Annotated in this window: 11 protein-coding genes; 7 read left to right on the top strand and 4 right to left on the bottom strand. The window is 71.5% G+C overall.

Annotation, left to right across the window (positions count from 1 at the left end; translation table 11 throughout):
* The first annotated feature begins 12 nt into the window (after positions 1-12).
* Together ACFXPK_RS19675 and argF are read left to right on the top strand one after the other, a co-directional pair.
* Entirely contained in the window at positions 13-1,245 is a 1,233-nt protein-coding gene (locus ACFXPK_RS19675) for an arginine deiminase (RefSeq protein ID WP_385077052.1), read from the top strand.
* A 229-nt stretch (positions 1,246-1,474) separates the two neighbouring features.
* Positions 1,475-2,485: an ornithine carbamoyltransferase gene (gene argF / locus ACFXPK_RS19670; RefSeq protein WP_384992459.1), complete on the top strand. Its 1,011-nt coding sequence runs from the start codon at positions 1,475-1,477 to the stop codon at positions 2,483-2,485.
* A gap of 58 nt (positions 2,486-2,543) precedes the next feature.
* Here the strand turns inward: argF and ACFXPK_RS19665 are convergent, their stop codons facing one another.
* On the bottom strand, positions 2,544-2,954 hold the full coding sequence (locus ACFXPK_RS19665; protein WP_384992461.1) for an ATP-binding protein: 411 nt from the start codon (positions 2,952-2,954) through the stop codon (positions 2,544-2,546).
* A gap of 318 nt (positions 2,955-3,272) precedes the next feature.
* On the opposite strand from ACFXPK_RS19665, the gene ACFXPK_RS19660 reads away from it, so the two are divergent.
* Positions 3,273-4,103 (top strand): enoyl-CoA hydratase family protein, encoded by an 831-nt coding sequence (locus ACFXPK_RS19660; RefSeq protein ID WP_384992463.1) that lies wholly within the window; start codon positions 3,273-3,275, stop codon positions 4,101-4,103.
* A gap of 21 nt (positions 4,104-4,124) precedes the next feature.
* A complete protein-coding gene (locus tag ACFXPK_RS19655) occupies positions 4,125-6,611 on the top strand; it encodes a bifunctional salicylyl-CoA 5-hydroxylase/oxidoreductase (RefSeq protein ID WP_385077047.1) in 2,487 nt (828 codons plus the stop codon).
* Here the strand turns inward: ACFXPK_RS19655 and ACFXPK_RS19650 are convergent.
* Both ACFXPK_RS19650 and ACFXPK_RS19645 read right to left on the bottom strand, forming a co-directional pair.
* Positions 6,598-7,434 (bottom strand): PaaX family transcriptional regulator C-terminal domain-containing protein, encoded by an 837-nt coding sequence (locus ACFXPK_RS19650; protein WP_385077044.1) that lies wholly within the window; start codon positions 7,432-7,434, stop codon positions 6,598-6,600. The genes ACFXPK_RS19655 and ACFXPK_RS19650 overlap by 14 nt on opposite strands.
* Before the next feature lie 4 nt (positions 7,435-7,438).
* Positions 7,439-9,112: an AMP-binding protein gene (locus ACFXPK_RS19645; protein WP_385077041.1), complete on the bottom strand. Its 1,674-nt coding sequence runs from the start codon at positions 9,110-9,112 to the stop codon at positions 7,439-7,441.
* Between the two features lie 98 nt (positions 9,113-9,210).
* On the opposite strand from ACFXPK_RS19645, the gene ACFXPK_RS19640 reads away from it, so the two are divergent.
* Both ACFXPK_RS19640 and ACFXPK_RS19635 read left to right on the top strand, forming a co-directional pair.
* On the top strand, positions 9,211-10,413 hold the full coding sequence (locus ACFXPK_RS19640; protein WP_385077038.1) for an acyl-CoA dehydrogenase family protein: 1,203 nt from the start codon (positions 9,211-9,213) through the stop codon (positions 10,411-10,413).
* 90 nt (positions 10,414-10,503) lie between these two features.
* Positions 10,504-10,902 carry a RidA family protein gene (locus ACFXPK_RS19635; RefSeq protein ID WP_385077102.1) on the top strand — a complete coding sequence of 133 codons (399 nt, stop codon included), beginning with the start codon at positions 10,504-10,506 and terminating at the stop codon, positions 10,900-10,902.
* 55 nt (positions 10,903-10,957) lie between these two features.
* Here the strand turns inward: ACFXPK_RS19635 and ACFXPK_RS19630 are convergent, their stop codons facing one another.
* Entirely contained in the window at positions 10,958-12,787 is a 1,830-nt protein-coding gene (locus ACFXPK_RS19630; protein WP_385077035.1) for a hypothetical protein, read from the bottom strand.
* A gap of 317 nt (positions 12,788-13,104) precedes the next feature.
* Here ACFXPK_RS19630 and ACFXPK_RS19625 point away from each other — a divergent pair, with 317 nt between their 5' ends.
* Entirely contained in the window at positions 13,105-16,455 is a 3,351-nt protein-coding gene (locus ACFXPK_RS19625) for a S8 family peptidase (RefSeq protein ID WP_385077033.1), read from the top strand.
* Positions 16,456-16,580 lie beyond the last annotated feature (125 nt).

Below are 16,580 nucleotides of genomic sequence, written 5' to 3'. Positions count from 1 at the left end.
GACGATGGAGCCATGGGATTCCATGTCGACTCCGAGACCGGGCGGCTGCGCCGCGTCATCCTGCACCGACCCGATCTGGAACTGAAGCGCCTCACCCCCGGCAACAAGGACACGCTGCTCTTCGACGACGTGCTCTGGGTGCGCCGCGCCCAGGAGGAGCACGACGCGTTCGCCGCGGTCCTGCGTGACCGGGGGGTCCAGGTCCATCTCTTCGGGGATCTCCTCGGCGACTGCCTCGACCTGCCCGAGGCGCGTGGCCTCGTGCTGGACCGGGTCTTCGACGAGAAGGAGTACGGTCCGCTCGCCACCGGCCATCTCCGGGAGATATTCGACGGGCTGCCGACGGCGGAGCTGGTGGAGGCGCTGGTCGGCGGGGTGACGAAACGGGAGTTCCTGGAGCGGCACGAAGAGCCGACCTCGGTCCGGTTCCATGTGATGGGGCTGGACGACTTCCTGCTCGACCCGCTGCCCAACCACCTCTTCACCCGTGACACCTCGGCCTGGATCTACGACGGCGTCTCCATCAACGCGATGCGCTGGCCGGCCCGGCAGCGGGAGACCGTGCACTTCGAGGCGATCTACCGGCACCACCCGCTCTTCGCGGAGCCGTCCGCCGGGCCCTTCCACCACTGGTCGGAGGGGCAGGACGACTACCCCTCCACCATCGAGGGCGGCGACGTGCTGGTGATCGGCGCGGGCGCCGTGCTGATCGGGATGAGTGAACGCACCACCCCGCAGGCGGTCGAGATGCTGGCCCGCGGGCTGTTCGCGGCCGGTTCCGCCACCACGATCGTGGCGCTGGACATGCCCAAGCGCCGGGCGTTCATGCACCTCGACACGGTGATGACGATGGTCGACGGGGAGACCTTCACCCAGTACGCGGGGCTCGGCATGCTCCGCTCGTACACCATCGAACCGGGTGGCGACGGTACGGAGCTGAAGGTCACCGACCATCCGCCGGAGCACATGCACCGGGCGATCGCGGCGGCGCTGGGGCTGCCGGAGATCCGGGTGCTGACCGCGACCCAGGACGTGCACTCGGCGGCCCGGGAACAGTGGGACGACGGCTGCAACGTGCTGGCCGTCGAGCCCGGCGTCGTCGTGGCGTACGAACGCAACGTCACCACCAACACCCATCTGCGCGAGCAGGGCATCGAGGTGATCGAGATCCCCGGCAGCGAGCTGGGAAGGGGCCGCGGCGGTCCCCGGTGCATGAGCTGCCCCGTCGAGCGGGACGCGGTGTAGCGGGGGCGGGCCGCGCCCACGGCTCCACCGGGTCCCTTGATCCCCAGCGACCAGCGACCAGCGACCGGCGACCCCGCCGTCCGCCCGGCACGCAAGCCAGCCTGTATAGCAATACAGGTCATCGTATAGAGTTCCAGTCTCCGGAATGTCCGGCGGGGCCGTTCCGGCGTCCCCTGCCGTTGTCCGCCCCGCACACGACACCCACGACACGCGCCCAGGAGCAGCCACCATGGCCATACACCTCGAAGGCCGCCACTTCCTCAAGGAGCTGGACTTCACGGCGGAGGAGTTCCGCGGCCTGATCGATCTGGCCGCCGAGCTGAAGGCCGCGAAGAAGGCGGGCACCGAGGTGCAGCGGCTCCGCGGCCGGAACATCGCGCTGATCTTCGAGAAGTCCTCGACGCGTACGCGCTGCTCCTTCGAGGTGGCGGCGGCCGACCAGGGCGCGTCGACCACGTACATCGACCCGGCGGGCTCGCACATCGGCTCCAAGGAGTCGGCGAAGGACACGGCCCGGGTGCTCGGGCGGATGTTCGACGGCATCGAGTTCCGCGGGTCGGAGCAGGCGACGGTCGAAGAGCTGGCCGCGTACGCGGGCGTGCCCGTCTTCAACGGTCTGACGGACGACTGGCACCCCACGCAGATGCTCGCCGACGTGCTCACGATGACCGAGCACAGCGCCAAGCCGCTGCCGGAGATCGCCTTCGCCTATCTGGGCGACGCCCGGTTCAACATGGGCAACTCGTATCTCGTCACCGGCGCGCTCCTCGGTATGGACGTACGGATCGTCGCGCCGCGCGCCTACTGGCCCGCCGACGAGATCCTGACCTTGGCCCGTGAGGCCGCCGAGGCCAGCGGCGCGCGGCTCACCCTCACGGAGAACGTCGAGGAGGGCGTGGCCGGCGCGGACTTCGTGGTCACGGACGTCTGGGTCTCGATGGGCGAGGCCAAGGAGGTCTGGGACGAGCGGATCGCGGCGCTCGGTCCGTACGCCGTGACCATGGACGTGCTGCGCGCGACCGGCAACCCGGAGGTGAAGTTCCTGCACTGCCTGCCGGCCTTCCACGATCTGGGGACGGCGGTGGGCCGGGAGATCCACGCGCGGCACGGGCTGACCGAGCTGGAGGTCACCGACGAGGTCTTCGAGTCGCCGCACTCGGTGGTCTTCGACGAGGCGGAGAACCGGATGCACACGATCAAGGCCGTGCTGGTGGCGACGCTGGCCAAGGACGAGGTCTGAGGGTAGGGCCCGAAGGGGCGGCCTGAGGGCGGCGGCCCGAGGGTGGCTCCCCGCAGGGTCACACGGCGGGGAGCGTGAACCAGACCGCCTTGCCCTGGTCCGTGGCGCGGTGGCCGCAGGTCGCGCTGAGCGTGCTGATCAGCAGCAGACCGCGGCCGTCCTCCTGCCAGGGGTCCGGCATGGACCCGGGCCGGGTCAGGTTGCCCGGCGGCGCCGGGTCGCAGTCGTGCACCTCGACCTGGCAGCCGGTCGGCAGCAGCTCCACCACCAGCTCGATGGGCTCGTCGCCGTCGGTGTGCTTGATCGCGTTGGCGACCAGCTCCGCGGTCAGCAGCTCGGCCGTGTCGCTGTGGGTGGGCTCGGCCAGGTGCGCCAGCGCGGACCGGACCAGGGCGCGCGCGAGCGGCACAGCTTCGACGCTGTGCGGCAGCGTGACTCTCCAGGGGGAGGAGCCTGCGGCTTCTGGCATGCGGGTCGGTCCGATCGGGGCGCGGCCGGGGCCGTGGTGGGACGAGGGTATTTGCTATCGCTTTCAACCATACGGAGCGTGAGCAGGTTAACAAGGGGCGGCGGCCTGCCGGACTTGAGGACCTATGTCCTGTGTCGACCGGGACCTTTGGCAGCCTACGCGAGGCATGTCGCGGTCATGTCACAGGTCTATCGCGCACTCGTGACGGCGGTCACGTACGAGTGATACGGTTCCGTGGCGAGGCTGTGACGGGGTCCGAACATCGGTGGTGGCCCGCCACCGCGCCCGTCGGCAGCGCACGCCGAGGGAGGCCGCTCCATGAGCCCGTTCTCCGGTTCCGCGCCCCGCACCGAGGAGTGGCGCCATCTCCGGCTCACGCGCCGTGACGACGGGGTCGCCACCGTCACCCTCGCCCGCCCCGCCAAGCTGAACGCGCTGACCTTCGGCGCCTACGCGGATCTGCGCGATCTGCTCGCCGAACTGTCCCGGGAGCGTTCCGTACGGGCCCTGGTGCTGGCCGGCGAGGGGCGCGGCTTCTGCTCGGGCGGCGACGTCGACGAGATCATCGGCGCCACGCTGGGCATGGACACCGCCCGGCTTCTCGACTTCAACCGGATGACCGGGCAGGTCGTCCAGGCCATCCGGATGTGCCCCTTCCCGGTGATCGCCGCCGTGCACGGGGTGGCGGCCGGCGCGGGCGCCGTCCTCGCGCTCGCCGCCGACTTCCGGATCGCGGACCCCACGGCCCGCTTCGCGTTCCTCTTCACCCGGGTCGGCCTCTCCGGCGGCGACATGGGCGCGGCCTATCTGCTGCCCCGTGTCGTCGGCCTCGGCCACGCGACCCGACTGCTGATGCTCGGCGAACCCGTCCATGCCCCCGAGGCCGAACGTATCGGCCTCATCAGCGAGTTGGTGGAGGAGGGCCGGTCCGACGCGCGCGCCGCCGCACTGGCGGAACGGCTCGCCGCGGGCCCCGCGCTGGCGTACGCGCAGACCAAGGCGCTGCTCACCGCCGAACTGGACATGCCGCTCGCGGCGGCGATCGAACTCGACGCCGCCACGCAGGCGTTGCTGATGCACGGTGAGGACTACGCCGAATTCCACGCCGCGTTCACCGAGAAGCGGCCCCCGCGGTGGCAGGGGCGCTGACCAGGGAGGGGAGAGCCGCCCATGGAGGACGGAACGGACTCCGGAAAGCCCCGGCCGACACCGGGAGTGCCCGGCAGCGACCCAGGCGACGGCACACGGCGTGACGGCACACCGTACGACGGCACACCGCACGACGACACACGGCGTGACGACACACGGCGTGACGACACACGGCATGACGGCACACCGCACGACGGCACACGGCGTGACGACCCACGCGCCGGTGCCCGGGGCGGTGTGGCGCGGGTCGCCGTCATAGGCGGCGGGCCCGGCGGCCTCTACGCGGCGGCCCTCCTCAAACGGCTCGACCCCACCCGCGAGATCACCGTCTGGGAACGGAGCGCCCCCGACGACACCTTCGGCTTCGGCGTCGTCCTCTCCGACGAGACCCTGGGCGGGATCGAGGACGCCGACCCCGTCGTCCACCGCGCGCTCCAGGCCGAGTTCGTCCGCTGGGACGCCATCGACATCGTGCACCGCGGCCGTACGCTCACCTCCCACGGCCATGGCTTCGCCGCCCTCGGCCGGCGCCGGCTGCTGGAGATCCTGCACGAGCGGTGCGCGTCGCTCGGCGTACGGCTCCTCTTCCGTACGGAGGCCCCGCCCGCCCGCCAACTGGCCGAGACCCACGACCTGGTGATCGCCGCGGACGGGGTGCACAGCCGTACCCGTGAGACCCACGCCGATGTCTTCGCCCCCACGCTCACCACCCACCGCTGCCGCTACATCTGGCTCGCCGCCGACTTCGCCTTCGACGCGTTCCGCTTCGAGACCGCCGAGACCCCGCACGGGGTGATGCAGCTCCACGGGTACCCGTACGCCCCGGACCGCAGCACCGTCATCGTCGAGATGCGCGAAGAGGTCTGGCGGGCCGCCGGCTTCGCCGCACTCGACGAGCGGCAGTCCACCGAACGGTGCGGCAAGATCTTCGCCGACGCCCTCGGCGGACGCCCGCTGCGCTCCCACGCCTCCGCCTGGACCGCGTTCCGTACCGTCGTCAACGCCCGCTGGAGCAACGGCCGTACGGTACTGATCGGCGACGCCGCGCACACCGCTCACTTCTCCATCGGCTCCGGCACCAAGCTCGCCGTCGAGGACGCCCTCGCGCTCGCCGCCGCCCTGGAGGAGCAGCCCGACCTGCCCTCCGCGCTCGCCGCGTACGAGAGCGAACGCCGCCCCGTCGTCGAGTCCACCCAGCGCGCGGCGGCGGCCAGCCTGCGCTGGTTCGAGGAACTGGCCACCTACACCGGGCAGCCGCCCCGCCGGTTCGCCTTCGGGCTGCTCACCCGCAGCCGCCGGGTCACCCATGACAATCTGCGGCTGCGCGACCCCGGTTTCACCCGTGACGTGGAGCGGGACTTCGGCTGCCCACCCGGCACCCCGCCCATGTTCACCCCGTTCCGGCTGCGCGGACTGACCCTGCGCAACCGGATCGTCGTCTCGCCCATGGACATGTACGCGGCGCGCGACGGGTTACCCGGCGACTTCCACCTCGTCCATCTCGGCGCCCGCGCGCTCGGCGGCGCCGGCCTGGTGATGACCGAGATGGTGTGCGTCAGCCCCGTGGGCCGGATCACCCCGGGATGCACCGGGATCTACACCCCTGAGCAGGGCGACGGGTGGCGCCGTGTCACCGACTTCGTCCACGCCTCCTCGCCCGGCACCGCCATCGGCATCCAGCTCGGCCACTCGGGCCGCAAGGGCTCCACCCGGCGGATGTGGGACGGCATGGACCTACCGCTGACGACGGGCAACTGGCAGGTGTGGGCCGCCTCGCCGCTGCCCTACCGGCCGGGTGTCAGCCAGCTCCCCAAGGAGCTGAGCATCCGCCAACTCGACACGGTCCGCGAACAGTTCGCCTCGGCCGCCCGGCGGGCCCGGCGCAGCGGCTTCGACCTGCTCGAACTCCACTGCGCCCACGGCTATCTGCTCTCCGGGTTCCTCTCCCCGCTCACCAACCGGCGGACCGACGCCTACGGTGGCTCACTGGAAGGACGGCTGCGCTTCCCCCTCGAAGTCTTCGACGCGATCCGCGCCGACTGGCCCGACCAACTCCCCATGACGGTAAGGATCTCCGCCACGGACTGGGCGCCGGGCGGCACCACCGCCGAGGAGGCCGTGGAGATCGCCCGCGCCTTCGCCGCGCACGGCGCCGACGCGATCGACGTCTCCACCGGGCAGGTCGTCGCCGACGAACGCCCCGAGTTCGGCCGCTCCTACCAGACCCCGTACGCCGACCTGATCCGCAACACCCTGGACGTCCCGGTGCTCGCGGTCGGCGCGATCTCGTCCTGGGACGATGTCAACTCCCTTCTGCTGGCGGGCCGTACGGATCTCTGCGCCCTCGGCCGGCCGCATCTCTACGACCCGCAGTGGACGCTGCACGCGGCGGCCGACCAGGGGTACGAGGGCCCCGGGGCGCCCTGGCCGGTTCCGTATCTCGCGGGCAACCGACCGCCCCCGGCGGGCCGCACCGACACCCCGGGGCCGCGGCTCACCCCGCGCTGACCGGGGGCCGGACGAACGCGAGCCCCGCGTCCCGCAGCCGTGCGTGCAGCCCGGTGAAGACCTCGGCGGAGCGCTCCCCCGGCCAGTTCCCCGGCAGCAGTTCGGCCGGCAGCCCCGGGTCCGCGTACGGCAGACGCCGCCAGGAGTCCAGGGCCAGCAGATAGTCCCGGTAGGCGTCCCGCGGGGCGTCCTTCGCCGCCTCGGGGCCCCCGCTCTCCCAGCGGCGCAGCACCGGTTCGTGCAGCGCGAGGAACGCGGTGTGCAGTCCGGCGATCGCCGGCAGGTCCCACCAGCGCGCCACTGCCTCCGCCGTGGCCTCGAAGCCCTGATGGTCACCGGTGAACAGGGCCACATACGGGTCGAGTTGGAGCCGTTCCAGGGTGTGGCGCGTCTCCTCGTGGAGCCGGCCGGGGGCGATCCAGACCCCGGGCGCGGCCGTGCCGAACCCGAGCCGGCCGAGCCGGGAGCGGAGCAGATGGCGCTTGTGCCGCTCGGCCTCGGGCACGGTGAAGACCGCCAGTACCCAGCCGTCGGAGAGCAGTGGCGCGGGATGGGCGTAGATCCTGCGGTCCCCGTCGTCGAGGAGCTGACGCGCCTCGCCCGACAGGACATACCCGGCCGCGCCCGTCGCCGTACGTTCCGGGACCAGCAGACCGCGCCGCTTGAGCCGGGAGACCGCCGAGCGCGCCGAGGGCGCGTCCACCCCGACCGCGTCCAGCAGCCGGATCAGCTCCGCGACGGGGAGCGGAGTGTCGTCCGGCGCCCGGCCGTACGCGCCGTACAGGGTGACGATCAGGGATCGGGGGGTGTGCTGGTCGGCCACGTGATCACTTTAGGCCAGGGGGCGTCGGCCCGGCCGGCCCCGGGGCGCGCAAGCGGTAGCGCTGGAGTTTGCCGGTGGCGGTACGGGGGAGCGCGTCCAAGAAGACGAAGACGCGCGGGCACTTGTACGGCACCAGCCGCGCCGTGACGAACTCCCGCAGTACGGCTCCCATGTGCTCGTCGCGGGCGGCCCCCTCCCGCAGCACGACGTACGCGGCGGCTATCTGGCCGCGCAGTTCGTCCGGGCGGCCGACGACCGCCGCCTCCAGCACCTCGGGATGGGCCAGCAGGGCGTCCTCGACCTCCGGTCCCGGGATGTTGTAACCCGCCGAGATGATCATGTCGTCGGCGCGGGCGACATAGCGGAAGTAGCCGTCGGGCTCGCGCACATAGGTGTCGCCGGTCAGATTCCAGCCGTCCCGTACGTACTCCGACTGGCGCGGATCGGCGAGATACCGGCACCCCACCGGGCCCCGTACGGCCAGCAGCCCCGGCTCCCCGTCGGGCACCGGCGCCCCCTCCCTGTCCACCACGCGCGCCTGCCACCCGGGCACCGGAACCCCCGTCGTGCCCGGTCTGATCGCGTCGTCCGCCGCCGAGATGAAGATGTGGAGCAGCTCGGTCGCCCCGATGCCGTTGATGATCCGCAGTCCGGTGCGCCGGTGCCAGGCGTGCCAGGTCGCGGCGGGCAGATTCTCCCCGGCCGAGACACACCGCCGCAGACTGGACACGTCGTACGGCCGCTCCCCGGCCCCCCGCTCCGTCCCGCTCGCGTCGAGGGCGTCGAGCATCACCCGGTAGGCGGTCGGCGCGGTGAACAGGACCGACACCCTGTGCTCCCCGATCGCCGCCAACAGCGCCTTTGGCTGGGCCTGTTCGAGCAGCAGCGCGCACGCGCCCGCCCGCATGGGGAAGATCACCAGGCCACCGAGCCCGAAGGTGAAGCCGAGCGGCGGGCTGCCCGCGAAGAGGTCCCCGGGACCGGGGCGCACCACCTCGCGCGAAAAGGTGTCCGCCACCGCCAGCACATCGCGGTGGAAGTGTGCGCACCCCTTGGGGCGCCCGGTCGTCCCCGAGGTGAACGCGATCAGCGCCACATCGTCCGCCGCGGTCTCCACCGCCGTGTACCGGCCGGGCTTGGCGCGCGCCCGCGCCAGCAGGTCGTCCGGGTCCTCGCCGCCGTACGCCGTGATCCGCAGCCCGGGGACCCGCGCCCCGGCCAGATCGTCCAACGACCGTACGTCACACAGGGCGTGGCGGATCTCGGCGATCTCGCAGACGGCCGCGAGCTCCGGCGCGCGCTGCTGGGCGAGCACCGTCACGGCCACGGCGCCCGCCTTGAGCACCGCGAGCCAGCAGGCCGCCAGCCAGGGGGTGGTCGGCCCGCGCAGCAGAACCCGGTTGCCGGGCACCACCCCCAGGTCGTCCTGGAGCACCCCCGCGATCCGGTCGACATGGCCGCGCAGTGTGCCGTACGACCAGACCTCGCCCGTGGCGGTACGGAAGACGGGGCGGTCCTGGCCGAACCGTTCGGCCGTGCGATCCAGCAACTCGACCGCCGCGTTGAGGCGTTCGGGAGTGGGTGTCCCGCGCGGGAGGAGGAGCCGGGGCCACTGCTCCGCCGGGGGCAGCCGGTCACGGGGGAAGGTGTCGGTGTGGGCGGACGGTGTCAGCTCCATGGTTCGCCCCCTGGTGGTGTGTGGGGTCGCCCATCGAGCGTATCGTGAACTTGACGACAGTCAACGGCGCGTCATAGACGTGCTGGAGGTGGGTCCGGATGCCTGTTTTCTCGCTCGATCCGGCACAGACCGCGTGGTGCGCGGAGCTGCGCGCGCTGGCCCGACGCCGGCTGCGTCCGCTCGCGGAGCGCGGTGAACCGGGCCGGGTCAACCGCCCCCTCCTCGCGGAGCTGGGCCGACTCGGCCTGCTGGAGCGGGTGTTCACCTCCTCGGCGCTGGAGCTCTGTCTGCTCAGGGAATCCCTCGCCCAGGGATGCACGGAGGCGGAGACCGCACTCGCCCTCCAGGGGCTCGGCACGTACCCCGTCGTGCTGACCGGTACGGAGCGGCAGCGCGACCGGTGGCTGCCCGAGGTCTGCGCGGGGCGCGCGGTCGCCGCCTTCGCGCTGAGCGAGCCGGGCGCGGGCTCGGACGCGGCGGCGCTGACGCTGCGGGCCGAACCGGACCGCGCGGGCTGGCGGTTGACCGGGGAGAAGCGCTGGATCTCCAACGCGCCCGAGGCGGACTTCTACACGGTCTTCGCCCGGACGGGCCCCGGCGCCGCCCCGGTGACATCGGCCGACGGCCGGGACTCGCCGGACCCGGGCTCCGCCTCCGCCCCCACCTCCCACGCCGTCCCGGACGGGGCCCGCCGGGGGTCCCGGGGTGTGACCGCGTTCCTGGTCCCCGCCGACCGCCCGGGGCTGACCGGATCGCCTCTGGAGATGCTCTCCCCGCACCCCGTCGGCGCCCTCGTCCTCGACGCGGTGCCGGTGACGGGCGAGGACGTGCTCGGCGAGGTGGGCCGGGGCTTCCGTACCGCGATGACCACCCTGAACCTGTTCCGCCCGAGCGTCGGCGCGTTCGCCGTCGGCATGGCGCAGGCGGCCCTGGACGCGGCGCTGGAGCACACCGCCACCCGCACCGCGTTCGGCGGCCCGCTCAAGGACCTCCAGAGCGTCGCGCACCAGGTCGCGGAGATGGCGACCAGGACCGAGGCGGCACGGCTGCTGGTGTACGCGGCGGCCTGCGCGTACGACACCGGCGCCCCGGACGTGCCCGCGCGCTCGGCCATGGCGAAGCTGTACGCCACGGAGGCCGCCCAATACGTCGTCGACGCCGCCGTCCAGCTCCACGGAGCCCGCGCCCTCCAGCGCGGCCATCCGCTGGAACACCTCTACCGGGAGGTCCGCGCGCCACGGATCTACGAGGGCGCCACCGAGGTCCAGCGCACGATCATCGCGAAGGAGCTGTACGGATGAGCGCGGACACGGCGAAAGAGCCGTACGGATGAGCAGAGACATCGCGAAGGAGCCGTACGGATGTCCGGACACGACGAAGGAGCCGTACGGATGAGCCCGGAACGCGTCAACCCCGCCGGCCTCGCGCCCGCCACCGGCTTCTCGCACGCGGTCGTCGCCACAGGTGGCCGGATCGTCCTGCTGGCCGGGCAGACCGCGCTCGACCCGGCCGGCCGGATCACCGGCGCGGACCTGCCCGCCCAGTTCGCGACCGCCCTCGGCAACCTGCTGACCGCGCTCGCGGCGGCGGGCGGGGCGCCGGGCGATCTGGCCCGGGTCACCGTCTACACCACCGACGTCGCCGAGTACCGCGCGCACACGCCCGAGCTCGGCCGGATCTGGCGGGGGCTGGCGGGCCGTGACTACCCGGCGATGGCGGTGATCGGCGTCGTACGCCTCTGGGACGAACAGGCGCTGGTGGAACTGGACGGCATCGCGGTCCTGCCGTGAGGCCCGGCCGGAACCGTTCCGCGGCCCCGGCCCGGGGAGGGCCGTCGGCCGTCGGTCACGAGTCGATCGGTGTGGTCTTCGTGCAGTTGGTGAACGGCACCCAGGGACGCCCGCCACCGCTCTGCGGACCCGTCGCGTACGTCGGGTTCCCGGTGATCTTCTGGTTGCGCTCCTCGTGCGTGATGTCGATCCCGAAGAGCTTGAACCCGAGGGTGAACTGCCCTGCGGAGACACCGAATCCGATGCCGAGCGAGGCGTTCCACCAGTCGGTGTTGGCCTCGTAGTCCAGCCGGGTCAGCTTCCCCTTGTCGTGCAGCAGCCGGTCGATGGGGCCCGCGTCGTCCGTCAGCGGCTCGGCCGCCGAGCTGGGGGAGGGGATGGCCTTGCTCGCCGGGTTGTCACCGCGCCCGCGCAGCCAGTCCTCGACGGCCTGGCTGTCGGCGTCGTTGTCGAGCTTGACCTCGGCCGACTCCGTGTGGACCTGCGACTTGATGGTGCCGCCCCCACCGCCGACGTCGATCGTCACCGGACCGGCGTTGGCACCGCCGCCGACCTGGACGCCGGGACCGTCGCCGCTCTCCTGGCTGGAGGTGATGACCAGCTTCTCCGGGTGGTGCGGCTGGTCGTCCTCCTCCTCCTGGTCGTAGGCGGCGGCGTCGTAGGTGATGGCGATCTGCTGCATCCGGCTGCCCTTGGCCTGCGCGACCTCACCGACCGTGCCGTTGAGGGAGAACGTGTAGATGAAGGTGATCTTCCCGGCGTCTGGCCCGGTCTTGGTGCGCATCACCACCACGTCGTTGCTCATCGCCCCGGCCAGCCCGTCGGCGGAGACGTTGCCGACGTCTTTGGTGTCCTTGGCCGAACCGATGACACTCTTGGACTGGGACTCCTTGATGAGCTTTTCCAGCGCCTCGCCCTTGACCTTCGGGTTGTTCTTGGTGACCTCCTTGGCGATGGTGTCCTTGAGGGCCTTGACCGCCTTGTCGTCCTTGGCGAACGACTTCCCGAAGCTCACCCCGCCCGACACCTCCGTGGAGGTCTTGGTGATGTCGACGTCCGGCGCCTTCTCCGGATCGATGTCCGGCCTCTTCTTCTGGGCACCGGCGTTGCATATCATCCCCAGCTCGGCGGAGCGGGCCCCGGGAGGACGGCTCTGGCACTTCTCCGCCGCCTTGAGGAACTCGGCGAACTGCTTGGCGTCCTCCAGGTTCGCCTCCAGGTCCGCCTGCGGATCGTCGCTCTTGTTCCCGTTGAACAGCCACTGTCCGCCGCTGCCACTGCTCTTCATGTAACTGCCGCTCAGCGAGGCGCTGCCGCCCCAGTCCTTCAGCCCGGGGATGCCCGCCGAGATGCTCGCCGTGACACCGCCGCCGGTCTCGGTGACCCGCTCCAGCGTGACGGTGCCGTCCGACCACTGACTGACCTTGAGCTGCTCCGAGCTGCTGATCTTGATGAAGAGGATCTGCACGACGACGGTGGTCTTGGTCTGGTCGACGGCGAGCAGGCACTTCGTGGGCTGGAAGGGATCGTCCACGGGGACGACCGGATCGTCGCCGTCGCCGTCGCCGTCGCCGTCGTCCCCGTCCTCGCCGTCTCCGTTCTTCCCGTCCTTGCCGTCCTTGCCGTCGGCGACGTCGGGTCTGGCGCAGGACTCGGCCCCGCCCCAGGGGTTCATGGCGCGGCACGCGGCGTACCGCAGGCCCTCGTTCTCGGCCCGGGACACCGCAGCCACGGATATTCCGCCGATGAGCAGGACCACCACACCGAGCAGGGCGAGATACTCGATCCCGGTCTGTCCTCTGCTGTCGCGATAGGGGCGGCGGGCCGCACGGCGCGGACGTCCGCCCCGCGCGTGCCCCTCGCACACCCCTCGGGAGCGCTTCATCCGTACTCCTCACCCGTGCCGTCGCCGTTCCCCTGAGCGCCGGTAGCCTAAGGACGAACCCGGGCCCAACGGCAGGGTCCGAGGGCCCAGTTCAGGGCCCAGGTACAGACCTATGACGTGGTGTGGCATAGGCCCTGAGCAGCCAGGGGAGCGCCGGGGCGGTGTGCGGGGGTACGGGGCGGTGTGATCCCGCGCGGCCGGCGCGACGGAAAGAATCTCGGATTCGATCACCCGGCGAATGAACCGGGCGCCGCCAACTCCCGTCTTCCGTGCCGATCCGGGGTTTGTCGAGTCTTTACTTCACCTTTGGGGGAGAGTTGCACAGAAGCACACGCAGGGCCGGCGCCGCGATGGTCGCCGCACTGCTCACGGCGGGGCTCACGACGGGCGCGGCCGCGGCCGGCCAGGACACCGCGGGGAACATCGCGGGAGACGCCGCCACCCAGGCGTTCCAGGCGAAGGTCCGCAAGGCCCAGGGCGCTTCGTCCATGGTCACCCTGATCACCGGGGACCGGGTGCACGTGGACGACAAGGGCCGGGTGACCCGTATCGAGCCCGCGCAGGGCCGCGAGGGCATACGCATGGCGGTCCGCCAGGTCGGCGGCGCCACCTACGTCATACCGTCCGACGCCAGTGCGCTGATCGCCCAGGGCACCCTGGACCGGCGGCTGTTCGACGTCACGGGGCTCATCAAGAACAAGTACGACGACGCCCACCGCTCCACACTGCCGCTGATCGTGTCGTACACGAAGGACAAGGCGCGGGCGAAGTCGGCGATCGCGGCCGCCGACGTCTCGGTCCGCCGCACTCTGCCCGCCGTCAAGGGCGAGGCCGTGACCGCGCCGAAGACGGACTCGGGCGACGTGTGGCACGCGCTCACCGCCCCCGGCGCCCGGCGCGGCGCCGACCGCGCGGTGGCGACCGGTATCGAGCGGGTGTGGCTGGACGGCAAGCGCCGCGCGAGCCTCGACAAGAGCGTCGCGCAGATCGGCGCGCCCAGCGCGTGGAAGGCCGGTTACGACGGCAAGGGCGTGAAGATCGCCGTCCTGGACACCGGTGTCGACCAGACGCACCCGGACCTCAAGGGCGTCGAGATCGCGGAGAAGGACTTCTCCGGCTCGGGCAACACCATCGACCACGTCGGCCACGGCACCCATGTCGCGTCGACCGCCGCCGGTTCCGGTGCCAAGTCCGGCGGGAAGTACAAGGGCGTCGCGCCCGGCGCGAAGATCCTCGACGGCAAGGTGCTCGACGACGCCGGATTCGGCGACGACTCCGGCATCATCGCGGGCATGCAGTGGGCCGCCGACCAGGGCGCGCAGGTGGCCAACCTCAGCCTCGGCGGCGGCGACACGGCGGAGGTCGACCCGCTGGAAGCGGCCGTCGACAAGCTCTCCGCCGAGAAGGGCATCCTGTTCGTCATCGCCGCGGGCAACGAGGGCCCCGAAGCGGAGACCATCGGCTCCCCCGGCAGCGCGGCCTCCGCGCTCACCGTCGGCGCGGTCGACCGCAAGGACGCGATCGCGGACTTCTCCAGCGTCGGCCCGACGGCCGACGGCTCCCTCAAGCCCGACATCACCGCGCCCGGCGTGGACATCGTCGCCGCGAAGGCGGCCCAGGGCGAGATCGGCGACCCGGCGGCCGACGGCTACGTGTCCATGTCCGGTACGTCCATGGCGACCCCGCATGTGGCGGGCGCCGCCGCGCTCCTCGCGCAGCAGCACCCGGACTGGACCGGCCAGCGGATCAAGCAGGCGCTGACCGCCTCCGCGAAGCCCGGCAGCGGCCTCACCGCGTTCCAGCAGGGCACCGGCCGCGCCGACGTGGCCAAGGCGATCACCCAGAGCGTGGTCAGCGAGCAGACCTCGGTGAACTTCGGCGTCCAGCAGTGGCCGCACACCGACGACAAGGCCGTGACCAAGCAGATCACCTACCGCAACAGCGGCAAGACCCCGGTCACCCTCGCTCTCTCGCTGGAGACCGTCGGCCCCAAGGGCAAGCCCGCCCCGGCCGGCTTCTTCACGACGGGCGCCGACCGTGTCACCGTGCCCGCAGGCGGCACCGCGAAGGTCGGTCTCACCAGCAACACCCGGATCGGCAGCCTCGACGGCCTGTACTCCGGCGCCCTCGTCGCCAAGGCCACCGAGGGCGGCCAGAGCGTCCGTACCTCCTTCGGTGTGAACCGTGAGATCGAGTCCTACGACCTCACCCTGAAGTTCATCGACACCAAGGGCAAGCCCGCCCGCGCCGTGGCTTCCGTCTTCGGCCACGCCGGCACGTTCTGGAAGGACGCGCCCGGCACCGGCACCGGCAAGATCCGGGTGCCGAAGGGCACGTACATGATCGACGCCCCGGTCGAGACCCCGAAGGCGGGAGGTGGCGACCCGGACCTGGCGCTCATGACGCAGCTCAAGTACTCCGCCACCAAGAACGGGACGGTGACCTTCGACGCCCGCAAGGCGAAGCCGGTCTCCATCACCACGCCGGAGTCCGCGAAGGCCAACGGCGCCTACGTCAACTACGGCCTGACAACCGCCGACACCAGCCTCCTGAGCACCTACTTCCAGGACAGCTTCAAGGGTTTCAGGACCGCCCAGGTCGGCCCGGCGCTGTCCGCGAAGCAGTTCATCACCCAGGTCGGCGGCATGTGGCAGAAGGGCAGCACCAGCTACAACCTGCTCTACGCGCGCACCGGTTCGATGTACACCGGCTTCACGCACAAGGCGGCCACGAGTGAACTGGCCCGGGTCGACCTGAAGATCGGCGCCTCCGCCAAGAACCGCAACGGCGTCGTCAACCCCTTCTGGTCCGCCGACTCGTTCGGCATCGGCACGGTCGGCGACCCGATCGCGCTGCCCACCACCGCGAAGACGTATGTCACCGCGCCCAAGGGCTTCAAGTGGGAGTTCTTCGTCAGCCAGGAGGGCCGCACGGACGACGGCGGCGAGGCGTTCCTCGGCTCGGACCCGGCCAGGACGTTCACCCCGAAGAAGACGTACGAGAAGACGTACAACGTCGGTGTGTTCAGCCCCAAGATCGACGAGTTCAACCTCGCCCAGCGCTACAACAACGAGATGCAGGCCTGCATCGACATCTTCACCGACGGCGCCGGGCACTCCGGAGACTCGCCGGTGACCAAGCAGCAGACCGTCATCAGCGTCGACGGCAAGAAGCTCGTCAACGTGAAGGAACCGCTCTGCCAGTACACCGACGCGCTGCCCTCGAAGTCCTCCCGCATCGTGATCAGCACCGACGCCTCGCGCTCCACCAAGGTCGCGGGCGTCACGAGCCGGCTCGTAGCGGCCTGGGGATTCACCTCGAAGAAGACCGCCGCCGACACGGTCGTGGACCTGCCGCTCTCCACCGTCCGCTTCGCCCCGAAGCTGGACCTGGCGAGCACCGCGGCCGCCGGCAAGAAGCTCACCGTCCCGCTGTCGATCCAGGGACCGGCCGCCGGTAAGGGCTTCAAGTCGCTCTCCGTGCAGGTCTCCTACGACGGCGGCACCAAGTGGGCCAAGGCGCCCGTCACCACCGCGAAGGACGGCAAGAAGAGCCTGTCGCTGACCCACCCGAAGAAGGCCACCTCGGTCTCCTTCAAGGCGAAGCTGACGGACAAGAACGGCAACACCTACGACGTGACCGTCCTGAAGGCGTACCTGCTCAAGTAGGTCCGCCGACACGGAGAAACACGCGTCGAACCGCGCCCGGGGAACACACACCCCACACCCCGGCGCGGCCCCGCGCCCCCCCCGGGGGGCCCCCGCGCCCGGGCGCCCCCGGGGGGGGGGGGGGG

The sequence above is a fragment of the Streptomyces sp. NPDC059142 genome, assembly GCF_042755665.1.
In the GTDB taxonomy this organism is placed as follows: domain Bacteria; phylum Actinomycetota; class Actinomycetes; order Streptomycetales; family Streptomycetaceae; genus Streptomyces.
This window is presented reverse-complemented; position numbering and strand designations above follow the sequence as displayed.

Excerpts from the sequence above, each read along its gene's own strand:
- ACFXPK_RS19675 (WP_385077052.1), top strand. The coding sequence starts at position 13 with ATGGGATTCCATGTCGACTCCGAGACCGGGCGGCTGCGCCGCGTCATC.
- argF (WP_384992459.1), top strand. The coding sequence starts at position 1,475 with ATGGCCATACACCTCGAAGGCCGCCACTTCCTCAAGGAGCTGGACTTC.
- ACFXPK_RS19665 (WP_384992461.1), bottom strand. The coding sequence starts at position 2,954 with ATGCCAGAAGCCGCAGGCTCCTCCCCCTGGAGAGTCACGCTGCCGCAC.
- ACFXPK_RS19660 (WP_384992463.1), top strand. The coding sequence starts at position 3,273 with ATGAGCCCGTTCTCCGGTTCCGCGCCCCGCACCGAGGAGTGGCGCCAT.
- ACFXPK_RS19655 (WP_385077047.1), top strand. The coding sequence starts at position 4,125 with ATGGAGGACGGAACGGACTCCGGAAAGCCCCGGCCGACACCGGGAGTG.
- ACFXPK_RS19645 (WP_385077041.1), bottom strand. The coding sequence starts at position 9,112 with ATGGAGCTGACACCGTCCGCCCACACCGACACCTTCCCCCGTGACCGG.
- ACFXPK_RS19640 (WP_385077038.1), top strand. The coding sequence starts at position 9,211 with ATGCCTGTTTTCTCGCTCGATCCGGCACAGACCGCGTGGTGCGCGGAG.
- ACFXPK_RS19635 (WP_385077102.1), top strand. The coding sequence starts at position 10,504 with ATGAGCCCGGAACGCGTCAACCCCGCCGGCCTCGCGCCCGCCACCGGC.
- ACFXPK_RS19630 (WP_385077035.1), bottom strand. The coding sequence starts at position 12,787 with ATGAAGCGCTCCCGAGGGGTGTGCGAGGGGCACGCGCGGGGCGGACGT.